The sequence below is a fragment of the Streptomyces sp. NPDC107471 genome (genome assembly GCF_055582845.1).
Window position 1 is genome coordinate 418,686 of the sequence record NZ_JBVJPC010000005.1, and the last position, 14,817, is coordinate 433,502.

The window sequence follows — 14,817 nt, forward strand, 5'->3', positions numbered from 1 at the left end:
CCGTCATGAACACCCGTATCCGCCGTACCGCCGTCACCCTCGCCGCCGCGGCCGTCCTGCCGCTCGCCCTGAGCGCCTGCTCCGACAGCGGCGACGACTCCACCAAGTCGGACTCCTCGTCGAAGTCCTCGGCGTCCGCCTCCGCGTCGGACGACAGCATGGCGGGCGCCGGCAGCACCGTCTCCGCCGACCAGCCCTTCGGCTCCGCCTGTTCCGCGGTGCCCGCGAGCGGTGCCGGCTCCTTCGACGGCATGGCCCAGGACCCGGTCGCCACGGCCGCGTCCAACAACCCCGCCCTGTCCACGCTGGTGACGGCGGTCAAGAAGGCCGGACTGGTCGACACCCTCAACAACGCCCAGAACATCACCGTGTTCGCGCCGACCAACGACGCCTTCGCGAAGATCCCGAAGGCCACGCTGGACAAGGTCCTCAACGACAAGGCCCAGCTCACGAAGATCCTGACCTACCACGTGGTCGGCCAGAAGCTCACGCCGCAGGACCTGGAGAACGGCTCCTTCGACACCCTGGAGAAGTCGAAGCTCACCACGTCCGGCTCGGGCGAGTCGTACACCGTCAACGACTCCGCCAAGGTCGTGTGCGGCAACGTGAAGACCGCCAACGCCACCGTGTACATCATCGACAGCGTGCTGATGCCGACCGGCTGACGTCAGCCGTCCTCCGGGCCCCACTGGTCGGGCCCGCCTCCCCGCCAGTCGATCCACGCCGACTGCGCCACCTCCGCCGGGTCGATCTCCAGTCCCGCCCGGCGGAGGAACTCGGCGACGTCGGTCAGGTTGTGGGCCAGGCCGAGGATCTCGCCGTCGACGCGGACGCGGCGGCCGCCGGTGGGGGACGGGGGGTGCACGATCACGCGGATCGGTCCGGACATGTCCTCAGGATCGTCCGCTGCGTACGGTCCCGCATGTCGGTCCGTCATCGGGAGGGCCGTTCGGTGTCGTCGAGGGGCGGGCGCAGGTCGCGCAGTTCCCGCCACTCGGCCGGACGGGGGCGCCCCCGCTGCCAGTGGGGATGGAAGAACACCTGCGCCGACAGCCGGTACAGGCGTCGGCGCAGGTCCGTACGGCCGGGGCACTCGGCGAGCTGCCGGTAGGCGGCACTCCACTCGCGCTGGGCCCGGGCGAGGTCGTCGGGGAACGATCGCATGCCCGGATTCAATCATGTGTTCGATTTTTAGGGCCATGGCGATGAGTTCCCGAGCCGTCGCCCGGCGCAAGCGGGAGTCGGAGGTGCCCTTGCGTTCGCACGGCAGCCTGGCGATGAACCGGGCGCTGATGGACGCGGGTCTGGTCGACCGCGTGCAGGTGACGGTCTTCCCCGTCATCACCGGCCGCATCGGGCTGGACCCGGTCTTCCCCGAGGACCGCCGCACCGAGGACCGGTGGGAAAACGCCGGAAGGCCGCCCGCACCGCGAACGGTGGGACGGCCCTCCAGGAGCGGATCAGGCGCGCGAGGCCTTGCGGCGACGCGTGGCGAGCACGATGCCCGCGCCACCCGCGAGCAGCACCGCGGCACCGCCCGCGATCAGCGGGGTGTTGCTGCTGGCGCCGGTCTCGGCGAGGTTGTCACCGCCGCCGCCGTTCGGCGTGGGGGCGGCCGGAGTCGTGGTGGACTCCGAGGCGGACGGGGTCGGGGTGTCCGTGCCCGGGGTCTCGGAGGCCGGGGGCGTGCTCTCGGACGCCAGCGGAGTGGACTCGGACGCCGGCGGCGTCGACTCCGAGGCCGGCGGAGTGCTCTCCTCGGCCGGCGGGGTCGCCGGGGGCGTGGTCTGCGTGGTCGTGCAGTCCTTCGTGCCGCCGTTCCAGGCCGCGATCAGCTTGTCCTTGATGACCGGGTGGTCCGGGCCCTTGGGCAGGTCGCCGTGGGGAAGGCCGTCCTTGGCGTCGAGCTTGCCGTCGAACTTGGTGTTGCCCCGGTAGAGGTCGATCTGCGCGTAGCAGCCGAGGTCCGGGATCGAGATGTCGAGGGAGTCGACGGCACCGGCCTTGACGGTCACGGTGTCGAAGTCGTGGAAGACCTGCTCGCCGGAGGTGGCGAACGTCGGGCCGTGCGCGAGGTAGGACGCGAGGGAGGCGGTGCAGGTGGACGCGTCGCCCGCCGCACGGACCTTGACGTGGACCTTGCCGTCGTCGGTCGGCTTCAGGTTCTGGTCGTCGACCTTGACCGAGGCGAAGAAGTTCTTGCCGTCGAGGGAGAACTCGCAGCGGTCGGTCTCGGTCTTCGAGCCGGCGCCCGTACCCGGCTTGTAGCTTCCGCCGTCCTGCCAGCCCTTGCCGCCGGGGCAGTCGGAGGCGGAGGCGACGGAGGCGAGGGCAGCGGAGAAGGCGAGCGTCGCGGCGCCCGTCCCCAACAGGCGCCGCATGGTGACACGTCTCGCTATGGACATACGTATCCCGTCAGGATGAGAGTGAGTGGTCTCAGAAACACTGGGCCCATAGGTCACATGCGCCACGGTGTTAGCACATCGTGGATCTCCTTGCGGAATGCTGTCAACCTGCGGTGATACAAGGCCCGTTCAAGGGTCATCACAATTTCGACACACAGGGAACGATCTGCTCCGGAAAACCCCAGGTTCATATTTCCGGTGAGGTGGACAGATATCCCCTTTGTCGCCTTCATGGACGGCACGTACCGCACCGGCATCGCAGAGGAGCCCGCGTGACCTCCCGCACCACCACGCCCGACCCCTCGCCCGACCTCTCCAGCAACGACCCGAACTGGTGGCGGCAGGCCGTCGTCTACCAGGTCTATCCGCGCAGTTTCGCCGACGCCGACGGTGACGGTCTCGGCGACCTCCGGGGCGTCACCCGGCGCCTCGCGCACCTGGCCGGCCTCGGCGCCGACGCCCTGTGGCTGAGCCCCTTCTACCCCTCCGAACTCGCCGACGGCGGCTACGACGTCGCCGACCACCGGGGCGTCGACCCCCGCCTGGGCACCCTCGACGACTTCGACGCCATGGTCGCCGAGGCCCACCGGCTCGGCCTGAAGGTGATCGTCGACCTCGTCCCCAACCACACCTCCCACCGGCACGCGTGGTTCCAGGAGGCCCTCGCCGCCGGACCCGGGTCGGCCGCCCGCGAGCGGTACGTCTTCCGGGACGGCCGCGGCGCGCACGGCGAACTGCCGCCCACCGACTGGCAGTCCGTGTTCGGCGGCAGCGCCTGGCAGCGGGTCGCCGACGGGCAGTGGTACCTGCATCTGTTCGCCCCCGAACAGCCCGACCTCGACTGGTCGCACCACGAGGTCCGCGAGGACTTCCGCACCACCCTGCGCTTCTGGTCCGACCGCGGGGTCGACGGCTTCCGGGTGGACGTGGCGCACGCGCTGGCCAAGGACCTCACCGAGCCGCTGCGCGACCTCGGCGGGCTGCCCGGCGTCGCGGAGGAGGCCCTGCACCACCTGCCGCCGGGCACCCACCCCTATTGGGACCGCGACGAGGTCCACGAGATCTACCGCGACTGGCGCACGATCCTCGACTCCTACTCCCCGCCCCGCATGGCCGTCGCCGAGGCCTGGGTGCCCGGCGCCCGCCGCGCCCGGTACGCCCGCGCGGACGAACTGGGCCAGGCCTTCAACTTCGAGTACCTCCAGACGGCGTGGGACGCCGGGGCGCTGCGCCGCGTCATCGCCGACTCCCTCGCCACCGCCCGCGCGGCCCACGCCTCGGCCACCTGGGTGCTCTCCAACCACGACGTCGTACGGCACGCCTCGCGCCTCGTCCTCCCGCCGGGCACCGACGAGAACGCCTGGCTGCTGTCCGGCGGCCGGGCCCCGGGGATCGACCCCGCCCGGGGGCTGCGGCGGGCGCGCGCGGCCACGCTGCTCATGCTCGCGCTGCCGGGGTCGTCGTACGTCTACCAGGGCGAGGAGCTCGGGCTGCCCGAGGTCGCCGACCTGCCCTTCGAGGTGCTCCAGGACCCGATCTGGGAACAGACGGGACGGGTCCGCAAGGGGCGCGACGGATGCCGGGTGCCGCTGCCGTGGACCCGGAGCGGTCCTTCGTACGGCTTCGGCGCGGGCGGGGCCTGGCTGCCGCAGCCGCAGTGGTTCGCCGAGTACGCCGTCGAGGCCCAGGACGGTGTCGAGGGCTCCACGCTGGAGCTGTACCGCACCGCCCTGCGCCTGCGCCGCAAGCTCCTCCAGGGGGAGGAGCTCACCTGGACGGACCCGGCTCCGGACGGCGTGCTGGACTTCGTCCGCCACGAGGGCTGGCGGTGTGTCGCCAACCTGTCCGAGGCCACCGTCCCGCTGCCGCCCGGAGAAGTGCTCCTGACCAGCGGCCCGTTGGAGGACGGGCTGCTGGGTCCGGACACGACGGCCTGGCTGGGCTAGCGCTATCCGACGGTCGGCGTCGGGGTCGCGCCCGCCGCCGGAGTGGCGCCGTTCGCGTTCTCGCCCGGGACCGCGAGCGGCGTCGACGTCGGGTTCGCCGGCGGGGTGAGCACGACCATCGGCGCGCCCGGCTGCGGGACCGGCGGCGTCAGGTCGCCGTCGGGCAGCTTCGGCGGTGTGGTCTGCATGAAGAGGGCCTGGTCGAAGTTGACGAAGCCGGTCTTCTCCATGACCGTCATGTGGTCGAGCACCGTGTCGTTGGCCATGTCGGCCAGCGACCGCACCAGCGAGTTCTTCGTGGTGGAGCGGACCTTCGAGATCGTGTTGAAGATCGAACCGTGCGTCACCCGCAGGATGTTGGCGAAGTTCGTGTCGAACTGCTGGCCGCTGCTCGACTCGATCTGGTTCACGAAACCGACCTGCTGCGGGCTCGCCACGTTCGGGATGGTGATGTTGAGCATCGGCGCGATCTTGCGGCACGCGGCGTCCAGGGCCGCGTGACCGTCGATGAGGTGGCGCCCGGCCTCCTTCACCTCCGGGGTCGTCCCCTTCTGCAGGGCGACCTGCCCCAGCGGGTACTCCCACAGACCGGCCGCCCGCACCTTGACGACGAAGTCACGGTCCAGTTCGGTCAGCGGGCCCCACTGCGTCTGCGCGATGACTCTGTCCTGCGCGCTGGAGACGGTGCTCACACCGAGCATCGACGGATACGCGAGAGCACCGAGGGTCAATGTCAGGGCTCCGCCCACAAACAGCGTTCCCATCGCGTTGCGCGAGAGTGGCACCGTGCCTCCTGCCCGGTCGGGGTCCCCGCCGGGAGGCGGGTCGGACGCACAGGAGTACGCACCGGGGGGCGCGGATGTTCATCGTCTCCCCACAGGATGACCGGGCTCACACCACGCCCCGTCAGAGCGGTGCCTCATGATGCCCGTTGACCGTTCGTTGACCGGTTCACGGGGAAGTCCGGGGGAAATCGCGGGAGAGACCTGACGGGCCCCGGACCTAGATTCGCAGCATGTCCATGCCACCACGGTCACAGCGGCCCCTGCCCGTCCTCCCGTACCGCAAGCCCACCAAGGGCCGCGACTACTGGGTGATCGACGACGTGCTCCCGGACGCCGACGCCGTACGGGAGCGCTGCCTCGCGAAGGACGACTGGGTGCGGGGACATCCGTACACCTCGGAGACCTGGCCGGGGCTGCGGGCCATGCCCGGGCTCGAACCCGCCGAACTCGCCGTGGTGGAGCGACTGGTGCGCAAGGCCACCGGGGCCGGCAGGCTCTGGGTGCAGCAGGTGCCCGGCGGCGGCACCCTCAACCACAACTGCGTCCAGGTCGTCGGGGAGGGCGAGAGCGAGCCCCGGCCGCACACCGACTCCCGGGCGCTGTGCCGGTACGCCGCCGTGCTGTACCTCAACCCCGGCGTGCCCAAGGACTGCGGCACCAGCTTCTACCGGCAGTCCCTGCCCGGCGGGCGGCTCGGCGGCAACGTCGTGCAGGCCCCGCACAACAACCTCGTCGAGGCCCTCGGCACCCGGTTCGTCGCGCCCGACGCCTTCGAGGAGGACGTACGGGTGCCGCACAGGCACAACCGGCTGCTCCTCTACCACGCCAACCTCCTGCACAGCGCGACCGGTTACTGCGGCGGCACCCTGGAGGAGAAGCGGATGACGGCCGTCTTCTTCTGGATGGCGTGACGCCCGCCGCGGGTCGCTGACGCCTCAGTGGCGCACCGCGCGGGACACCTTCGCCCGCACCTCACCCGACAGGTCGTGCGTACTGCGGGCGGTCGCCTTCCCGGAGCCGCCCGCCGGGACGTCCTGGACCGTCACCACCACGACGTCCAGCAGCTTGCCCGTCCCGTCGGTGAAGTCGACCTGCACGGCGAAGGACTTCGCCGAGCCCGCGCTGTTCGCCACGGTGACCGCCACCGTCGTACGGCCGTCGGAGGCGGTCGCGGGGCTGCCGAGCCGCACGTCGTCCTTGGCGTCGACGCCGTTCCTGATGTCGTCGAACCGCCTGCCCGCCTCCGCCGTCGCCGACGACACGGCGTCCCCGGCGCGCGAGGCGGCCGACGCGACCTTGCTCGCCACCGAGGACGGGCTGTCGTCGTCGGAGCAGCCGGTCAGGCCGGTGAGGGCCAGGGCCGTCAGCAGTGCGGCCGTCGTCCAGCGGGTCATCTCGCCTCCCGGGTGCGGATTACTCCAGTGAAGGTCCCCCGTGGCGCGGCCGCACGCCCCCTGTCACCCGTTCGGCCCACTCCCGTGGTGGCCGGACCCACCGCACCCGATGGTCGAAGCACATCGACCACGAAAGGTGGGACACGGCCATGACGCAGCAACCGCACGCCACCCAGCCGTCCGCCGGCACCACGCCGACGCCGACCCCGGGCCCCGGACCCACGCCGACCGAGGCCGCGTGGGCCTCCGGCGGAGTCGTCTTCGCCGGTGTGCTGATGCTGATGAACGGCATCCTGGCGATCTTCCAGGGGATCTCCCTGCTCGCGAAGGACGCCGTCTGGACCCGCGTCGGCGACTACGTCTACAAGATGAGCCTCACCGGCTGGGGCGTGGTCCTGCTCTGCCTGGGCGTCCTCGCAGCCGTCACGGGCGCGTTCATCCTCCGGGGCGCCGCCTGGGCGCGGATGACCGGTATCTTCCTCGCCTCGCTGAGCATGCTCGCCCAGTTCCTGTTCCTGCCCTACGCCCCGGTCTGGTCCGTCATCATGATCGGCCTCGACTTCTTCGTCATCTGGGCGCTGGCGGTGTACCGGCCGGGCATGCGGGCCTGACCCTCCGGGCGGGGGACCCGCCGGAGGACCCGGGGCCGGGGCGGCGGACGGCCGCCCCGGTCACACGTGCCCGAGGCCGCCGCTGCCGAAGCCGCCGCTGGAGCCGGGCAGCCAGCGTTTGCGGTGCTGGTCCTTTCCTCGTCTGCTTCCCGAGTGATGGAGCTGGTACGGCATCAGCCGTTCCTGCCCCTCCGCGGCGGCCGGCAGCTCGTCCGGCTCCCGCATCTCCCGGATCTCACGGATCGGTCCGGTCTCCGGGAGATGCGGCTGCTCGTCGCTGAGCGGCCGCGGCAGCTCCCGTTCCTGGACCCGCATGCCGAACTGCACGGCCCACACCAGCGCGCCGGCGATGAACAACCCACCGGCAAAGGCGGCGATCACGTTGAGTACCTCGCTCGACGTGGCCGCCAGGACATACGTCGCCGTACTCATGGACCGATTATCGCCGAATTTCACCGGAATGGCGCGAAGGAGTCGTCCCGGGGGACCACCGTGACCCGGTGGAAGTTGCATGCGGCCGGGCCGACCGGCGGGGGACCCGCCTGGTGGGCCTTGAGCGCCACGCTGACCAGGCTCATCAGCAGGTCGACGTCGGTCTCGCAGTCGAGGTGGACGGTGACCCAGCGGGAGCCCGGCAGCAGCCGCACCGCGGTCGACTCCCGCAGGTCGTCGTGGATTCTGCGGATGGCCGGCTCGGTGAGGTGCAGGTCCACGTCCCGCCCCGGGTGGAAGTGCACGATCTCGCTGTGCGCGGAGCGCAGTGCCAGGCCCGCTCCACAGCTCGGCAGGTCCGTACTGAGGTCGGACCACGCCTCCAGGCGCTCCAGGGCGCGCTCGGCCAGAGTCATGTGGCCATCGTCGCCCGCTCATCGTCCGGCAACCAGGGGTTGAGCGAAACGTAACCGGGGCGTGAGGTGGGCCGGCGCCCCGCAAGTGGCCGGTCCGCAACCGCACTTGCGGGCACCTCTGCGTGAACCGATCCCGGGGTTCGCGACGATGACGGGGTGCATCGGTTCTTTCGAAGGGGGACTCCGTGAGTGAGAACACCGTTCCGCCCGCCTTGTGCGGTGTGCGCGGCTCCGCTCGGCTCGCCGTCGCCGGGCTCGGGCTCGCCGGGGCCGCGTGGGCGTTGCGGGCCGTGTGGCACGTCCGGCTCGCGGTGGCGGGGGAGCCGGCCGCGGGGCCGCCGGACCAGGGGCAGGGCCGGCACCGGCCGCTGAATGCCCTGGAGGACTCGTACCACCTGGTCAGCACGGCTGGAAGCGTCCTCACCCTGCTGTGCGCGGCCCTGTTCGTCGGCTGGCTGGGGCGGATGCGGGACAACGCGCGGGCCCTGTCCGGCGAGCCCGCGCGCTACGCCGGGATCTGGGTCTACGCCTCCTGGGTCGTGCCCGTCGCCAACCTCTGGATCCCGCGCGGCCTCGTCGCCGACGTCCACCGCAAGAGCGCCCCGGGCCGGCGACTGCCCGCCGTCGTGAACGTGTGGTGGGCGCTGTGGCTGCTCGGCATGGTCACCGGGGTGGGGCTGATGTACGACGGCGACACCGACGACGTGATCGCCCGCGCCTACCACGGCGTGACCACGCTGCTGGTCGCCGACCTCGCCGTGGTCGGCGCGGCCGTGGCCGGGATCCTCATGGTGCGGGCCCTGACCGACGTACAACTTCTGCACATCGAGGGCCGGTTGCGTGCGCCGGGTGATGATCCCTTGAAGGAAGACGTCAGGGCGTTTGTTCGGGATTGAGGGCACTTACTGTTGCGCCTACGTGACAGCCCCCCACCCCCAGGATCGCCATGCGTACCGTCCCCTCCGTCATGGCCGTCTGTGTGTCGGCCCTTCTGCTCACCTCCTGCGGAGTGGGTGACAGCGACACCTCGGTGAGCCCCAGGAAGGGCGACGACATCACCCTGGGTCTGCTGCTGCCCGACCGGGACACCAGCCGCTTCGACCGGTTCGACCACCCCCTGATCAAGAAGGAGGTGGCGGCCCTCACCCACGGCAAGGGCAAGGTCAGCTACGCCAACGCCGGGGCCAGCGCGCAGCGGCAGAGCCGGCAGTTCCGGCAGATGATCGCCGACAAGGTGGACGTGATCGTGGTGGACGCGGTCGACGCCAAGGCGATCGGGCCGGACGTCCAGAAGGCGAAGGACGCGGGCATACCCGTCGTCGCCTACGACCGGCTCGCCCGGGGACCGGTCGACGCCTACGTCTCGCACGACAACGAACTCGTCGGCGAGGTGCAGGGCCGGGCCGTCGTGGAGGCACTCGGCACCAAGGCCGAGACCAGCAAGATCGTGATGATGAACGGCTCGCCCGCCGACCCCAACACCGCGCTGTTCAAGAAGGGCGCGCTGGACGAGCTGGACGGCAAGGTCGTCATCGCGAAGCAGTACGACACCCGGGAGTGGCTGCCGTCGGTCGCCAAGGCCAACATGAAGGCGGCGATCGCCTCCGTCGGGCTGAACCGCATCGCCGCCGTGTACTCGGCCAACGACGACATGGCGGGCGCGGTCATCGACGAGCTCAAGGAGGCCGGGGCCACCAAGATCCCGCCGGTGACCGGGCAGGACGCGAGCCTCGCCGCCGTGCAGCGGGTGGTCTCGGGCGAGCAGTACATGACCGTGTACAAGTCGTTCCTGCTGGAGGCGACCAACGCGGCGCAGATCGCGGTGTACAAGGTCCAGGGCCGCGACCTCCAGTTCGACGCGCTGATCCGAGACAAGGTCGACAGCCCCACCCAGCGGGACATTCCCTCGCTGCTGGTCCCGGTGGTCGCCCTGACCCGGGACAACATCGAGCAGACGGTGATCAAGGACGACGTCTACACGGTGGGGCAGATCTGCACGGCCGCCTACGCGGCGGACTGTGCGGCGATCGGCCTCGAGTGACGTTCCTCAAGGGCCGGTGCGCACCCGGCGTACGACGAGAGCGGTGGCCGTCAGCGCGGTGACCGTGCCGAAGGCCAGGTGGACGGTGGTGTCGGCCGGGGTGAAGGACGCCACCGCGTTGCCGAGCACGCTGAGGACGAGCAGGGGCCAGAGCAGAAGGTTCACGGGAACTCCCAGGACGGTCGGTCTCTCTTCGGTGGGAACGACGCTATGAGCCCCGTCCCGTGCGGACGATCCAGCTCTCAGCCCGGTCCGGGGTACAGCAGGCTGTACTTTCCGCCTCCCGGCCTGTCGGAGCACCCGGCCTCCGCCTAGGGTCGAAGTCCTCCGGCCCGAAGGAGGCACGCATGGCCACCGCCGACGTCAGGGGCCTCGTCGTGGGCACCGCGACGACCGCGGCCGCCGCACTCGGCCAGTTGGTCTCCGGACTCGGTACGGCCGTCCTCGCCCCGTTCGTGCTGCTGTGGCTGGTGCTGGCGCCCGGCGGGGTGCGCGTGCTGCACGCCCTGGCCGGCATGGAACGCGTCCGGCTCACCCGCCACGGCCCCGAGGTCATCGCCCCCGCGCCGCCGCCGGCCCGGCTGCGGGACGCCCTCGCCGACCCCGTGACCCGGCGCGAACTGCTGTGGCTGGTCCGGCACCTGGCGGTGGGCCTGCCACTGGGCCTGCTCGGCTTCGTGCTGCCGGTGCTCGCCCTGCGGGACACCCTGTTCCCGCTGTACTGGCGGTTCGCCCCCAAGGACGCGACCGCCACGTCCATCGGGATCGGGGTCGCGCACTCCTGGCCGGACGCCCTCGCGGTGTGCCTGCTCGGCGTCGGCTGGATCGCCATCATCCTGGGGCTCACGCCCGGCCTGGCCCGGCTCCAGGCGGACCCGGGGCGCCGGCTCCTGGCGGCCGGTCCCGACGCCGACCTCTCGCTGCGCGTCGCCGAGCTGACCGCGACCCGGGCCGCCGCCCTGGACGCCCACGCCACCGAACTGCGGCGCATCGAGCGGTCGTTGCACGACGGCACCCAGAACCGGATCGTCACGGTGACCGTGCTGCTCGGGGCCGCCCGCCGGATGGTCGCCCGCGACCCCGCGGGCGCCGACGAACTCCTGGAGCGGGCCCAGTCCGCGGCCGAACAGGCGCTGGCCGAACTGCGGACCGTCTCCCGCAGCATCCTGCCGCCGGTGCTCGCGGACCGTGGCCTCGCGGGCGCGCTCACGGGGCTCGCGGCGGAGAGCGCGGTGCCCTGCGCGGTCGACGTGGAGGTGCCACGGCGGTGTGCCGCCTCCGTCGAGGCGACCGCGTACTTCGTCGTCGCCGAGGCGCTCACCAACATCGCCAAGCACAGCGGGGCGTCCCGGGCCGCGGTCACCGTCCGCGCCCCCGGTCCCACGCTCCGGCTGCGGGTCACGGACGTCGGCCGGGGCGGGGCCGACGAGCACAGCGGATCCGGCCTCTCCGGCATCCGCCGCCGTGTCGCCGCCCACGACGGCACCCTCCGCCTGACGAGTCCGCCGGGCGGCCCCACGACCCTGGAGGTGGACCTGCCGTGCGGATCGTGATCGCCGAGGACGACCCCCTGCTGCGGGAGGGCCTCGCGCTGCTGCTGCGTGCCGAGGGGCTGGACGTGGTCGGCACGGCCGACTCCGCCGAGGGGGCGCTGGACGCCATCGACACGCACAAGCCCGACGTGGCCATCCTCGATGTGCGGATGCCGCCCACGCACACCGACGAAGGGGTCCGCGCGGCCGTCGAGGCCCGGCGGCGCAGGCCCGACCTCGCCGTCCTGGTGCTGTCCGCCTACGTCGAGCAGAGCTTCGCGACCGAGCTGCTGACCGGCGGGGTCGGCGGGCTGGGCTATCTGCTCAAGGAACGGGTCGGCCGGGTCGAGGAGTTCCTCGACGCACTGCGCCGGGTGGCGTCCGGCGGCACCGCCATCGACCCCGAGGTGGTCGCCCAGTTGTTCACGCGGTCCCGCAAGGACGTACGGCTGGAGCGGCTCAGCCCGCGCGAGAAGGACGTCCTCGCGCTGATGGCCGAGGGGCTCGGCAACAGCGCGATCGCGGAGCGGCTGTTCGTCACCGACGGGGCCGTCCACAAGCACATCCGCAGCATCTTCGCGAAGCTCGATCTCTCGCCGACGGACCAGGTCGACCGGCGCGTGGCGGCCGTACTGCACTACCTGGAGGACGCGCGGCGGCTGTCGTAGGGAGGCGATCCGCGGTCACCGCTCGCGAACGGGCTCCCGGGGCCTCCCTCGTCGTCCCGGGGGCCCGTCGCGGTGCCTCCCCTGGTGCTGTTCGTCGCCCGCCCCGGATCGGATGTCGTATCGCCGCGGAAAATCGTGAGGCTGCTCGCGGCTACTGCTGTGTGCCGCCCGCGAACCGCAGGGAGATGTGCCGCAGGACCTCCGCGGAGGTCTCGGCCCGGCCCTCGTCGTGGGCCTCGGCCAACTGGACGAAGGCGAACGCGAAGCAGTGGGCGATGCTCGCGATGGCGGGCCCCAGCTCCTCCACCACCGCGTCCGCCGCCGCGTGGCCGCTGGCGTCCGCCGGGAGCTGGATCCGTGGCAGGGTCTCCACGAGCAGCGCGGAGACGGCCCCGGTCAGGGAGACCTGCTGGTCGGGATGCTCGCGGACCTGCCGCCGCATCTCCAGTGCCTCGGTGAGGATGCCGACGACGTTCTGCATGACCTCGCGCTGTTCCATGGGACCGCAGCGTATGTGCTCCACGAAACCCGTCGTGTGATCCAGCGCACAGGAACTCGGTACAGGGGAGCGGAGCGTCACGGGTGTGAGGGAAACAGAGGCGGTGGAACCGTCACGCGCACGGATCCGGGACGGCGACCGGGCGGCCTTCGGGGAGTTGTACGACCTGTACGCGCGGGCCGTCCACAACCACGCCCTGCGGCTGACCGGGAACTGGGCGGACGCCGAGGAGGCCATGTCCGAGACCTTTCTGGCCGCCTGGCGGACCCGGGAGACCGTGGAGGCGGAGGGCGGCTCGCTCAAGCCCTGGCTGCTGGGGATCGCCACGCACAAGGCGTACAACGCCAACCGCGGGCTGCGCAGGCGGCTCGCCTTCCTGGCCCGCAGTCCGCAGCCGCGCCCGGTCGAGGACTTCGCGGAGGAGACCGCGGGCAGGATCGACGACGCCCGCCGACTGGCCCTCGTGCACCAGGCGCTGGGCCGGCTCAAGCGCCAGGACCGTGAGGTCCTCGCGCTGTGCGTGGCGGCCGGGCTCGACTACCGGCAGGCCGCCGAGGCCCTGGGCGTGCCCGTCGGCACCGTGCGCTCCCGGTTGTCCCGGGCCCGGGCCCGGCTGGCCCGGCTCAGCGCACAGGCGGAACCGCCGCCGTCCCACGGAGAGATGGAGAGCGAGGCCGCGCTCGCGGCCCTGTTCCTGAAGGAGGAGACCCCATGAACGAGGCCGAGGAACTCCTGGCCACAGCGGAGTGGGACCTCCCGCCGGAGCGTCACCGTCACTTCAAGGACGTACTGATGCAGCGCATCGACGACGACAACAACCGAGCCGCGAAGCCTTCCGTACGGCGTCGGCTCGCCCGGCCGGCCGTGCTGGTCCCGCTGGTCTCGGCGGCCCTCGCGGGAGCCCTGCTCACCACGCTGACCACGGGCGGACAGTCGCCGCAGGCCCCGGCCGCCGGCGCCTCCGGCACTCTGAACCGGATCGCCACGGCCGCGATGGCGAGCGACACGATCCGGGTGCGGGACGACCAGTTCGTGTACGTCAGGACCCTGGACCGCTCCAACACGGGCAGCTTCGGCGGCCCGGTGCGGCTCGGTGCCCTGCACACCGAGGAGAGCTGGACCGCCCAGGACCCCGGCCCGTTGAAGGTCACCGGCTGGCTCCGCGCCAGCGGCAAGGACGCGATCATGCCCGGCCAACTGATCCCGGTCGAGACCGCCGACGCCGTCCCGGCGGGCGTCTTCCATCCCACCTACCGGTGGCTGGCCTCGCTGCCCACCGACCCCGACGCGCTGCTGCACCGGCTCTACGAGGAGGCCAGGCCGGTCGAGGGCGAGTCGCGGGACCAGGCGGTGTTCTCCCTGATCGGCAACCTGATCAGCGGCACCGTCATGCCGCCCGCCAACACCGCCGCCTTCTACCGGGCGGCCGCCCGGCTGCCCGGGGTGCGGGAGATCCCGGACGCCGTCGACGCGGCCGGCCGGCACGGCATCGCCATCACCCTCGACGACACCGGCTTCGCGACCCGCGACGAGTGGATCTTCGACAAGGAGACCCTGGCACTGCTCGGCTCCCGCTTCTACATCACCGACCCGGACCGGGGCATCACGACCGAGACCCTCGCCGGGACCAGCGCCGTGATGGAGACCGCCGTCGTCGACAGGAAGGGCGAGGTGCCCGCCCGGGCCGCGTCCCGCTGACGTCCCGTTGATGCCCCGCGGCGCACAATGGCTGCCATGAGCATCGTCAAGATCAACGTACTCACGGTCCCCGAGGAGCAGCGCGAGACGCTGGAGCAGCGGTTCGCCTCCCGGGCGGGCAGCGTGGAGAACTCGGACGGCTTCGAGTGGTTCGAGCTGCTGCGTCCCGTCGAGGGCACCGACACCTACCTCGTCTACACGCGCTGGCGCAGCGAGGAGGACTTCCAGAAGTGGATGTCCGGGATGTCGCAGGCCGCGCACGGGGGCGGCGGCGAGCAGGGCCGTCCCAAGCCCGCCGCCACCGGCTCGACGCTGTGGAGCTTCGAGGTCGTGCAGCAGGCCGCGCCCAGGCAGTGAGCTGAGCGGACCCCGGGCACACCGCCCGGGGTC

General features: G+C 71.8%; 20 protein-coding genes and 1 pseudogene. 12 read left to right on the forward strand and 9 right to left on the reverse strand.

The features are described from left to right. The first annotated feature begins 5 nt into the window (after nucleotides 1-5). The gene (locus ACZ66S_RS19325; RefSeq protein WP_469902715.1) at nucleotides 6-665 is read left to right on the forward strand and encodes a fasciclin domain-containing protein; all 660 of its coding nucleotides are present in this window, start codon (nucleotides 6-8) and stop codon (nucleotides 663-665) included. Nucleotides 666-667: 2 nt separating this feature from the next. Here ACZ66S_RS19325 and ACZ66S_RS19330 read toward each other — a convergent pair whose 3' ends face one another. Together ACZ66S_RS19330 and ACZ66S_RS19335 are read right to left on the reverse strand one after the other, a co-directional pair. Then, entirely contained in the window at nucleotides 668-889 is a 222-nt protein-coding gene (locus tag ACZ66S_RS19330; protein WP_469902716.1) for a hypothetical protein, read from the reverse strand. A gap of 44 nt (nucleotides 890-933) precedes the next feature. Continuing rightward, the gene (locus ACZ66S_RS19335) at nucleotides 934-1,164 is read right to left on the reverse strand and encodes a hypothetical protein (protein WP_469902717.1); all 231 of its coding nucleotides are present in this window, start codon (nucleotides 1,162-1,164) and stop codon (nucleotides 934-936) included. A 56-nt stretch (nucleotides 1,165-1,220) separates the two neighbouring features. Between ACZ66S_RS19335 and ACZ66S_RS19340 the strand changes: the two are divergent. Further along, nucleotides 1,221-1,373 (forward strand): annotated as a pseudogene (locus ACZ66S_RS19340) (dihydrofolate reductase family protein); the annotation flags it as partial. An 87-nt stretch (nucleotides 1,374-1,460) separates the two neighbouring features. Here ACZ66S_RS19340 and ACZ66S_RS19345 read toward each other — a convergent pair. Beyond that, nucleotides 1,461-2,405: an LAETG motif-containing sortase-dependent surface protein gene (locus tag ACZ66S_RS19345; RefSeq protein WP_469902718.1), complete on the reverse strand. Its 945-nt coding sequence runs from the start codon at nucleotides 2,403-2,405 to the stop codon at nucleotides 1,461-1,463. Nucleotides 2,406-2,677: 272 nt separating this feature from the next. On the opposite strand from ACZ66S_RS19345, the gene ACZ66S_RS19350 reads away from it, so the two are divergent. After that, on the forward strand, nucleotides 2,678-4,351 hold the full coding sequence (locus ACZ66S_RS19350) for a glycoside hydrolase family 13 protein (protein WP_469902719.1): 1,674 nt from the start codon (nucleotides 2,678-2,680) through the stop codon (nucleotides 4,349-4,351). 2 nt (nucleotides 4,352-4,353) lie between these two features. Here the strand turns inward: ACZ66S_RS19350 and ACZ66S_RS19355 are convergent, their stop codons facing one another. After that, nucleotides 4,354-5,115 carry a DUF4142 domain-containing protein gene (locus ACZ66S_RS19355; RefSeq protein ID WP_469903026.1) on the reverse strand — a complete coding sequence of 254 codons (762 nt, stop codon included), beginning with the start codon at nucleotides 5,113-5,115 and terminating at the stop codon, nucleotides 4,354-4,356. Nucleotides 5,116-5,366: 251 nt separating this feature from the next. Here ACZ66S_RS19355 and ACZ66S_RS19360 point away from each other — a divergent pair, with 251 nt between their 5' ends. Continuing rightward, the gene (locus ACZ66S_RS19360) at nucleotides 5,367-6,047 is read left to right on the forward strand and encodes a DUF6445 family protein (protein ID WP_469902720.1); all 681 of its coding nucleotides are present in this window, start codon (nucleotides 5,367-5,369) and stop codon (nucleotides 6,045-6,047) included. A 24-nt stretch (nucleotides 6,048-6,071) separates the two neighbouring features. On the opposite strand, the gene ACZ66S_RS19365 is transcribed toward ACZ66S_RS19360, so the two are convergent. Further along, nucleotides 6,072-6,530 (reverse strand): hypothetical protein, encoded by a 459-nt coding sequence (locus ACZ66S_RS19365; RefSeq protein ID WP_469902721.1) that lies wholly within the window; start codon nucleotides 6,528-6,530, stop codon nucleotides 6,072-6,074. 149 nt (nucleotides 6,531-6,679) lie between these two features. On the opposite strand from ACZ66S_RS19365, the gene ACZ66S_RS19370 reads away from it, so the two are divergent. Beyond that, nucleotides 6,680-7,141: a DUF7144 family membrane protein gene (locus tag ACZ66S_RS19370; RefSeq protein ID WP_469902722.1), complete on the forward strand. Its 462-nt coding sequence runs from the start codon at nucleotides 6,680-6,682 to the stop codon at nucleotides 7,139-7,141. A 60-nt stretch (nucleotides 7,142-7,201) separates the two neighbouring features. On the opposite strand, the gene ACZ66S_RS19375 is transcribed toward ACZ66S_RS19370, so the two are convergent. Both ACZ66S_RS19375 and ACZ66S_RS19380 read right to left on the reverse strand, forming a co-directional pair. Next, complete coding sequence (locus ACZ66S_RS19375) at nucleotides 7,202-7,573, reverse strand: DUF6479 family protein (protein WP_469902723.1); 372 nt, start codon at nucleotides 7,571-7,573, stop codon at nucleotides 7,202-7,204. 20 nt (nucleotides 7,574-7,593) lie between these two features. Next, on the reverse strand, nucleotides 7,594-7,989 hold the full coding sequence (locus ACZ66S_RS19380) for a luciferase domain-containing protein (protein WP_469902724.1): 396 nt from the start codon (nucleotides 7,987-7,989) through the stop codon (nucleotides 7,594-7,596). A gap of 185 nt (nucleotides 7,990-8,174) precedes the next feature. Here ACZ66S_RS19380 and ACZ66S_RS19385 point away from each other — a divergent pair, with 185 nt between their 5' ends. Next, nucleotides 8,175-8,885 (forward strand): DUF4328 domain-containing protein, encoded by a 711-nt coding sequence (locus ACZ66S_RS19385; RefSeq protein ID WP_469902725.1) that lies wholly within the window; start codon nucleotides 8,175-8,177, stop codon nucleotides 8,883-8,885. 50 nt (nucleotides 8,886-8,935) lie between these two features. Then, on the forward strand, nucleotides 8,936-10,030 hold the full coding sequence (locus ACZ66S_RS19390; RefSeq protein ID WP_469902726.1) for a sugar ABC transporter substrate-binding protein: 1,095 nt from the start codon (nucleotides 8,936-8,938) through the stop codon (nucleotides 10,028-10,030). Between the two features lie 6 nt (nucleotides 10,031-10,036). Here ACZ66S_RS19390 and ACZ66S_RS19395 read toward each other — a convergent pair whose 3' ends face one another. Continuing rightward, nucleotides 10,037-10,195, reverse strand: a complete 159-nt coding sequence (locus tag ACZ66S_RS19395; protein WP_469902727.1) for a hypothetical protein — start codon at nucleotides 10,193-10,195, stop codon at nucleotides 10,037-10,039. Nucleotides 10,196-10,377: 182 nt separating this feature from the next. Here ACZ66S_RS19395 and ACZ66S_RS19400 point away from each other — a divergent pair, with 182 nt between their 5' ends. Continuing rightward, on the forward strand, nucleotides 10,378-11,583 hold the full coding sequence (locus tag ACZ66S_RS19400) for a sensor histidine kinase (protein WP_469902728.1): 1,206 nt from the start codon (nucleotides 10,378-10,380) through the stop codon (nucleotides 11,581-11,583). Next, complete coding sequence (locus tag ACZ66S_RS19405) at nucleotides 11,571-12,230, forward strand: response regulator transcription factor (RefSeq protein ID WP_053851547.1); 660 nt, start codon at nucleotides 11,571-11,573, stop codon at nucleotides 12,228-12,230. The genes ACZ66S_RS19400 and ACZ66S_RS19405 overlap by 13 nt, the downstream gene beginning before the upstream one ends. 151 nt (nucleotides 12,231-12,381) lie before the next feature. Here the strand turns inward: ACZ66S_RS19405 and ACZ66S_RS19410 are convergent, their stop codons facing one another. Further along, a complete protein-coding gene (locus ACZ66S_RS19410) occupies nucleotides 12,382-12,729 on the reverse strand; it encodes a hypothetical protein (protein WP_469902729.1) in 348 nt (115 codons plus the stop codon). An 85-nt stretch (nucleotides 12,730-12,814) separates the two neighbouring features. Between ACZ66S_RS19410 and ACZ66S_RS19415 the strand changes: the two genes are divergently transcribed. Genes ACZ66S_RS19415 through ACZ66S_RS19425 form a run of 3 tightly spaced genes read left to right on the forward strand, consistent with a single transcriptional unit; the run spans nucleotide 12,815 to nucleotide 14,784 of the window. After that, nucleotides 12,815-13,444, forward strand: a complete 630-nt coding sequence (locus tag ACZ66S_RS19415; protein ID WP_469902730.1) for an RNA polymerase sigma factor — start codon at nucleotides 12,815-12,817, stop codon at nucleotides 13,442-13,444. Then, nucleotides 13,441-14,427: a CU044_5270 family protein gene (locus ACZ66S_RS19420; RefSeq protein ID WP_469902731.1), complete on the forward strand. Its 987-nt coding sequence runs from the start codon at nucleotides 13,441-13,443 to the stop codon at nucleotides 14,425-14,427. The genes ACZ66S_RS19415 and ACZ66S_RS19420 overlap by 4 nt, the downstream gene beginning before the upstream one ends. A 36-nt stretch (nucleotides 14,428-14,463) precedes the next feature. Next, on the forward strand, nucleotides 14,464-14,784 hold the full coding sequence (locus tag ACZ66S_RS19425) for an antibiotic biosynthesis monooxygenase family protein (protein WP_469902732.1): 321 nt from the start codon (nucleotides 14,464-14,466) through the stop codon (nucleotides 14,782-14,784). Nucleotides 14,785-14,817: the final 33 nt, after the last annotated feature.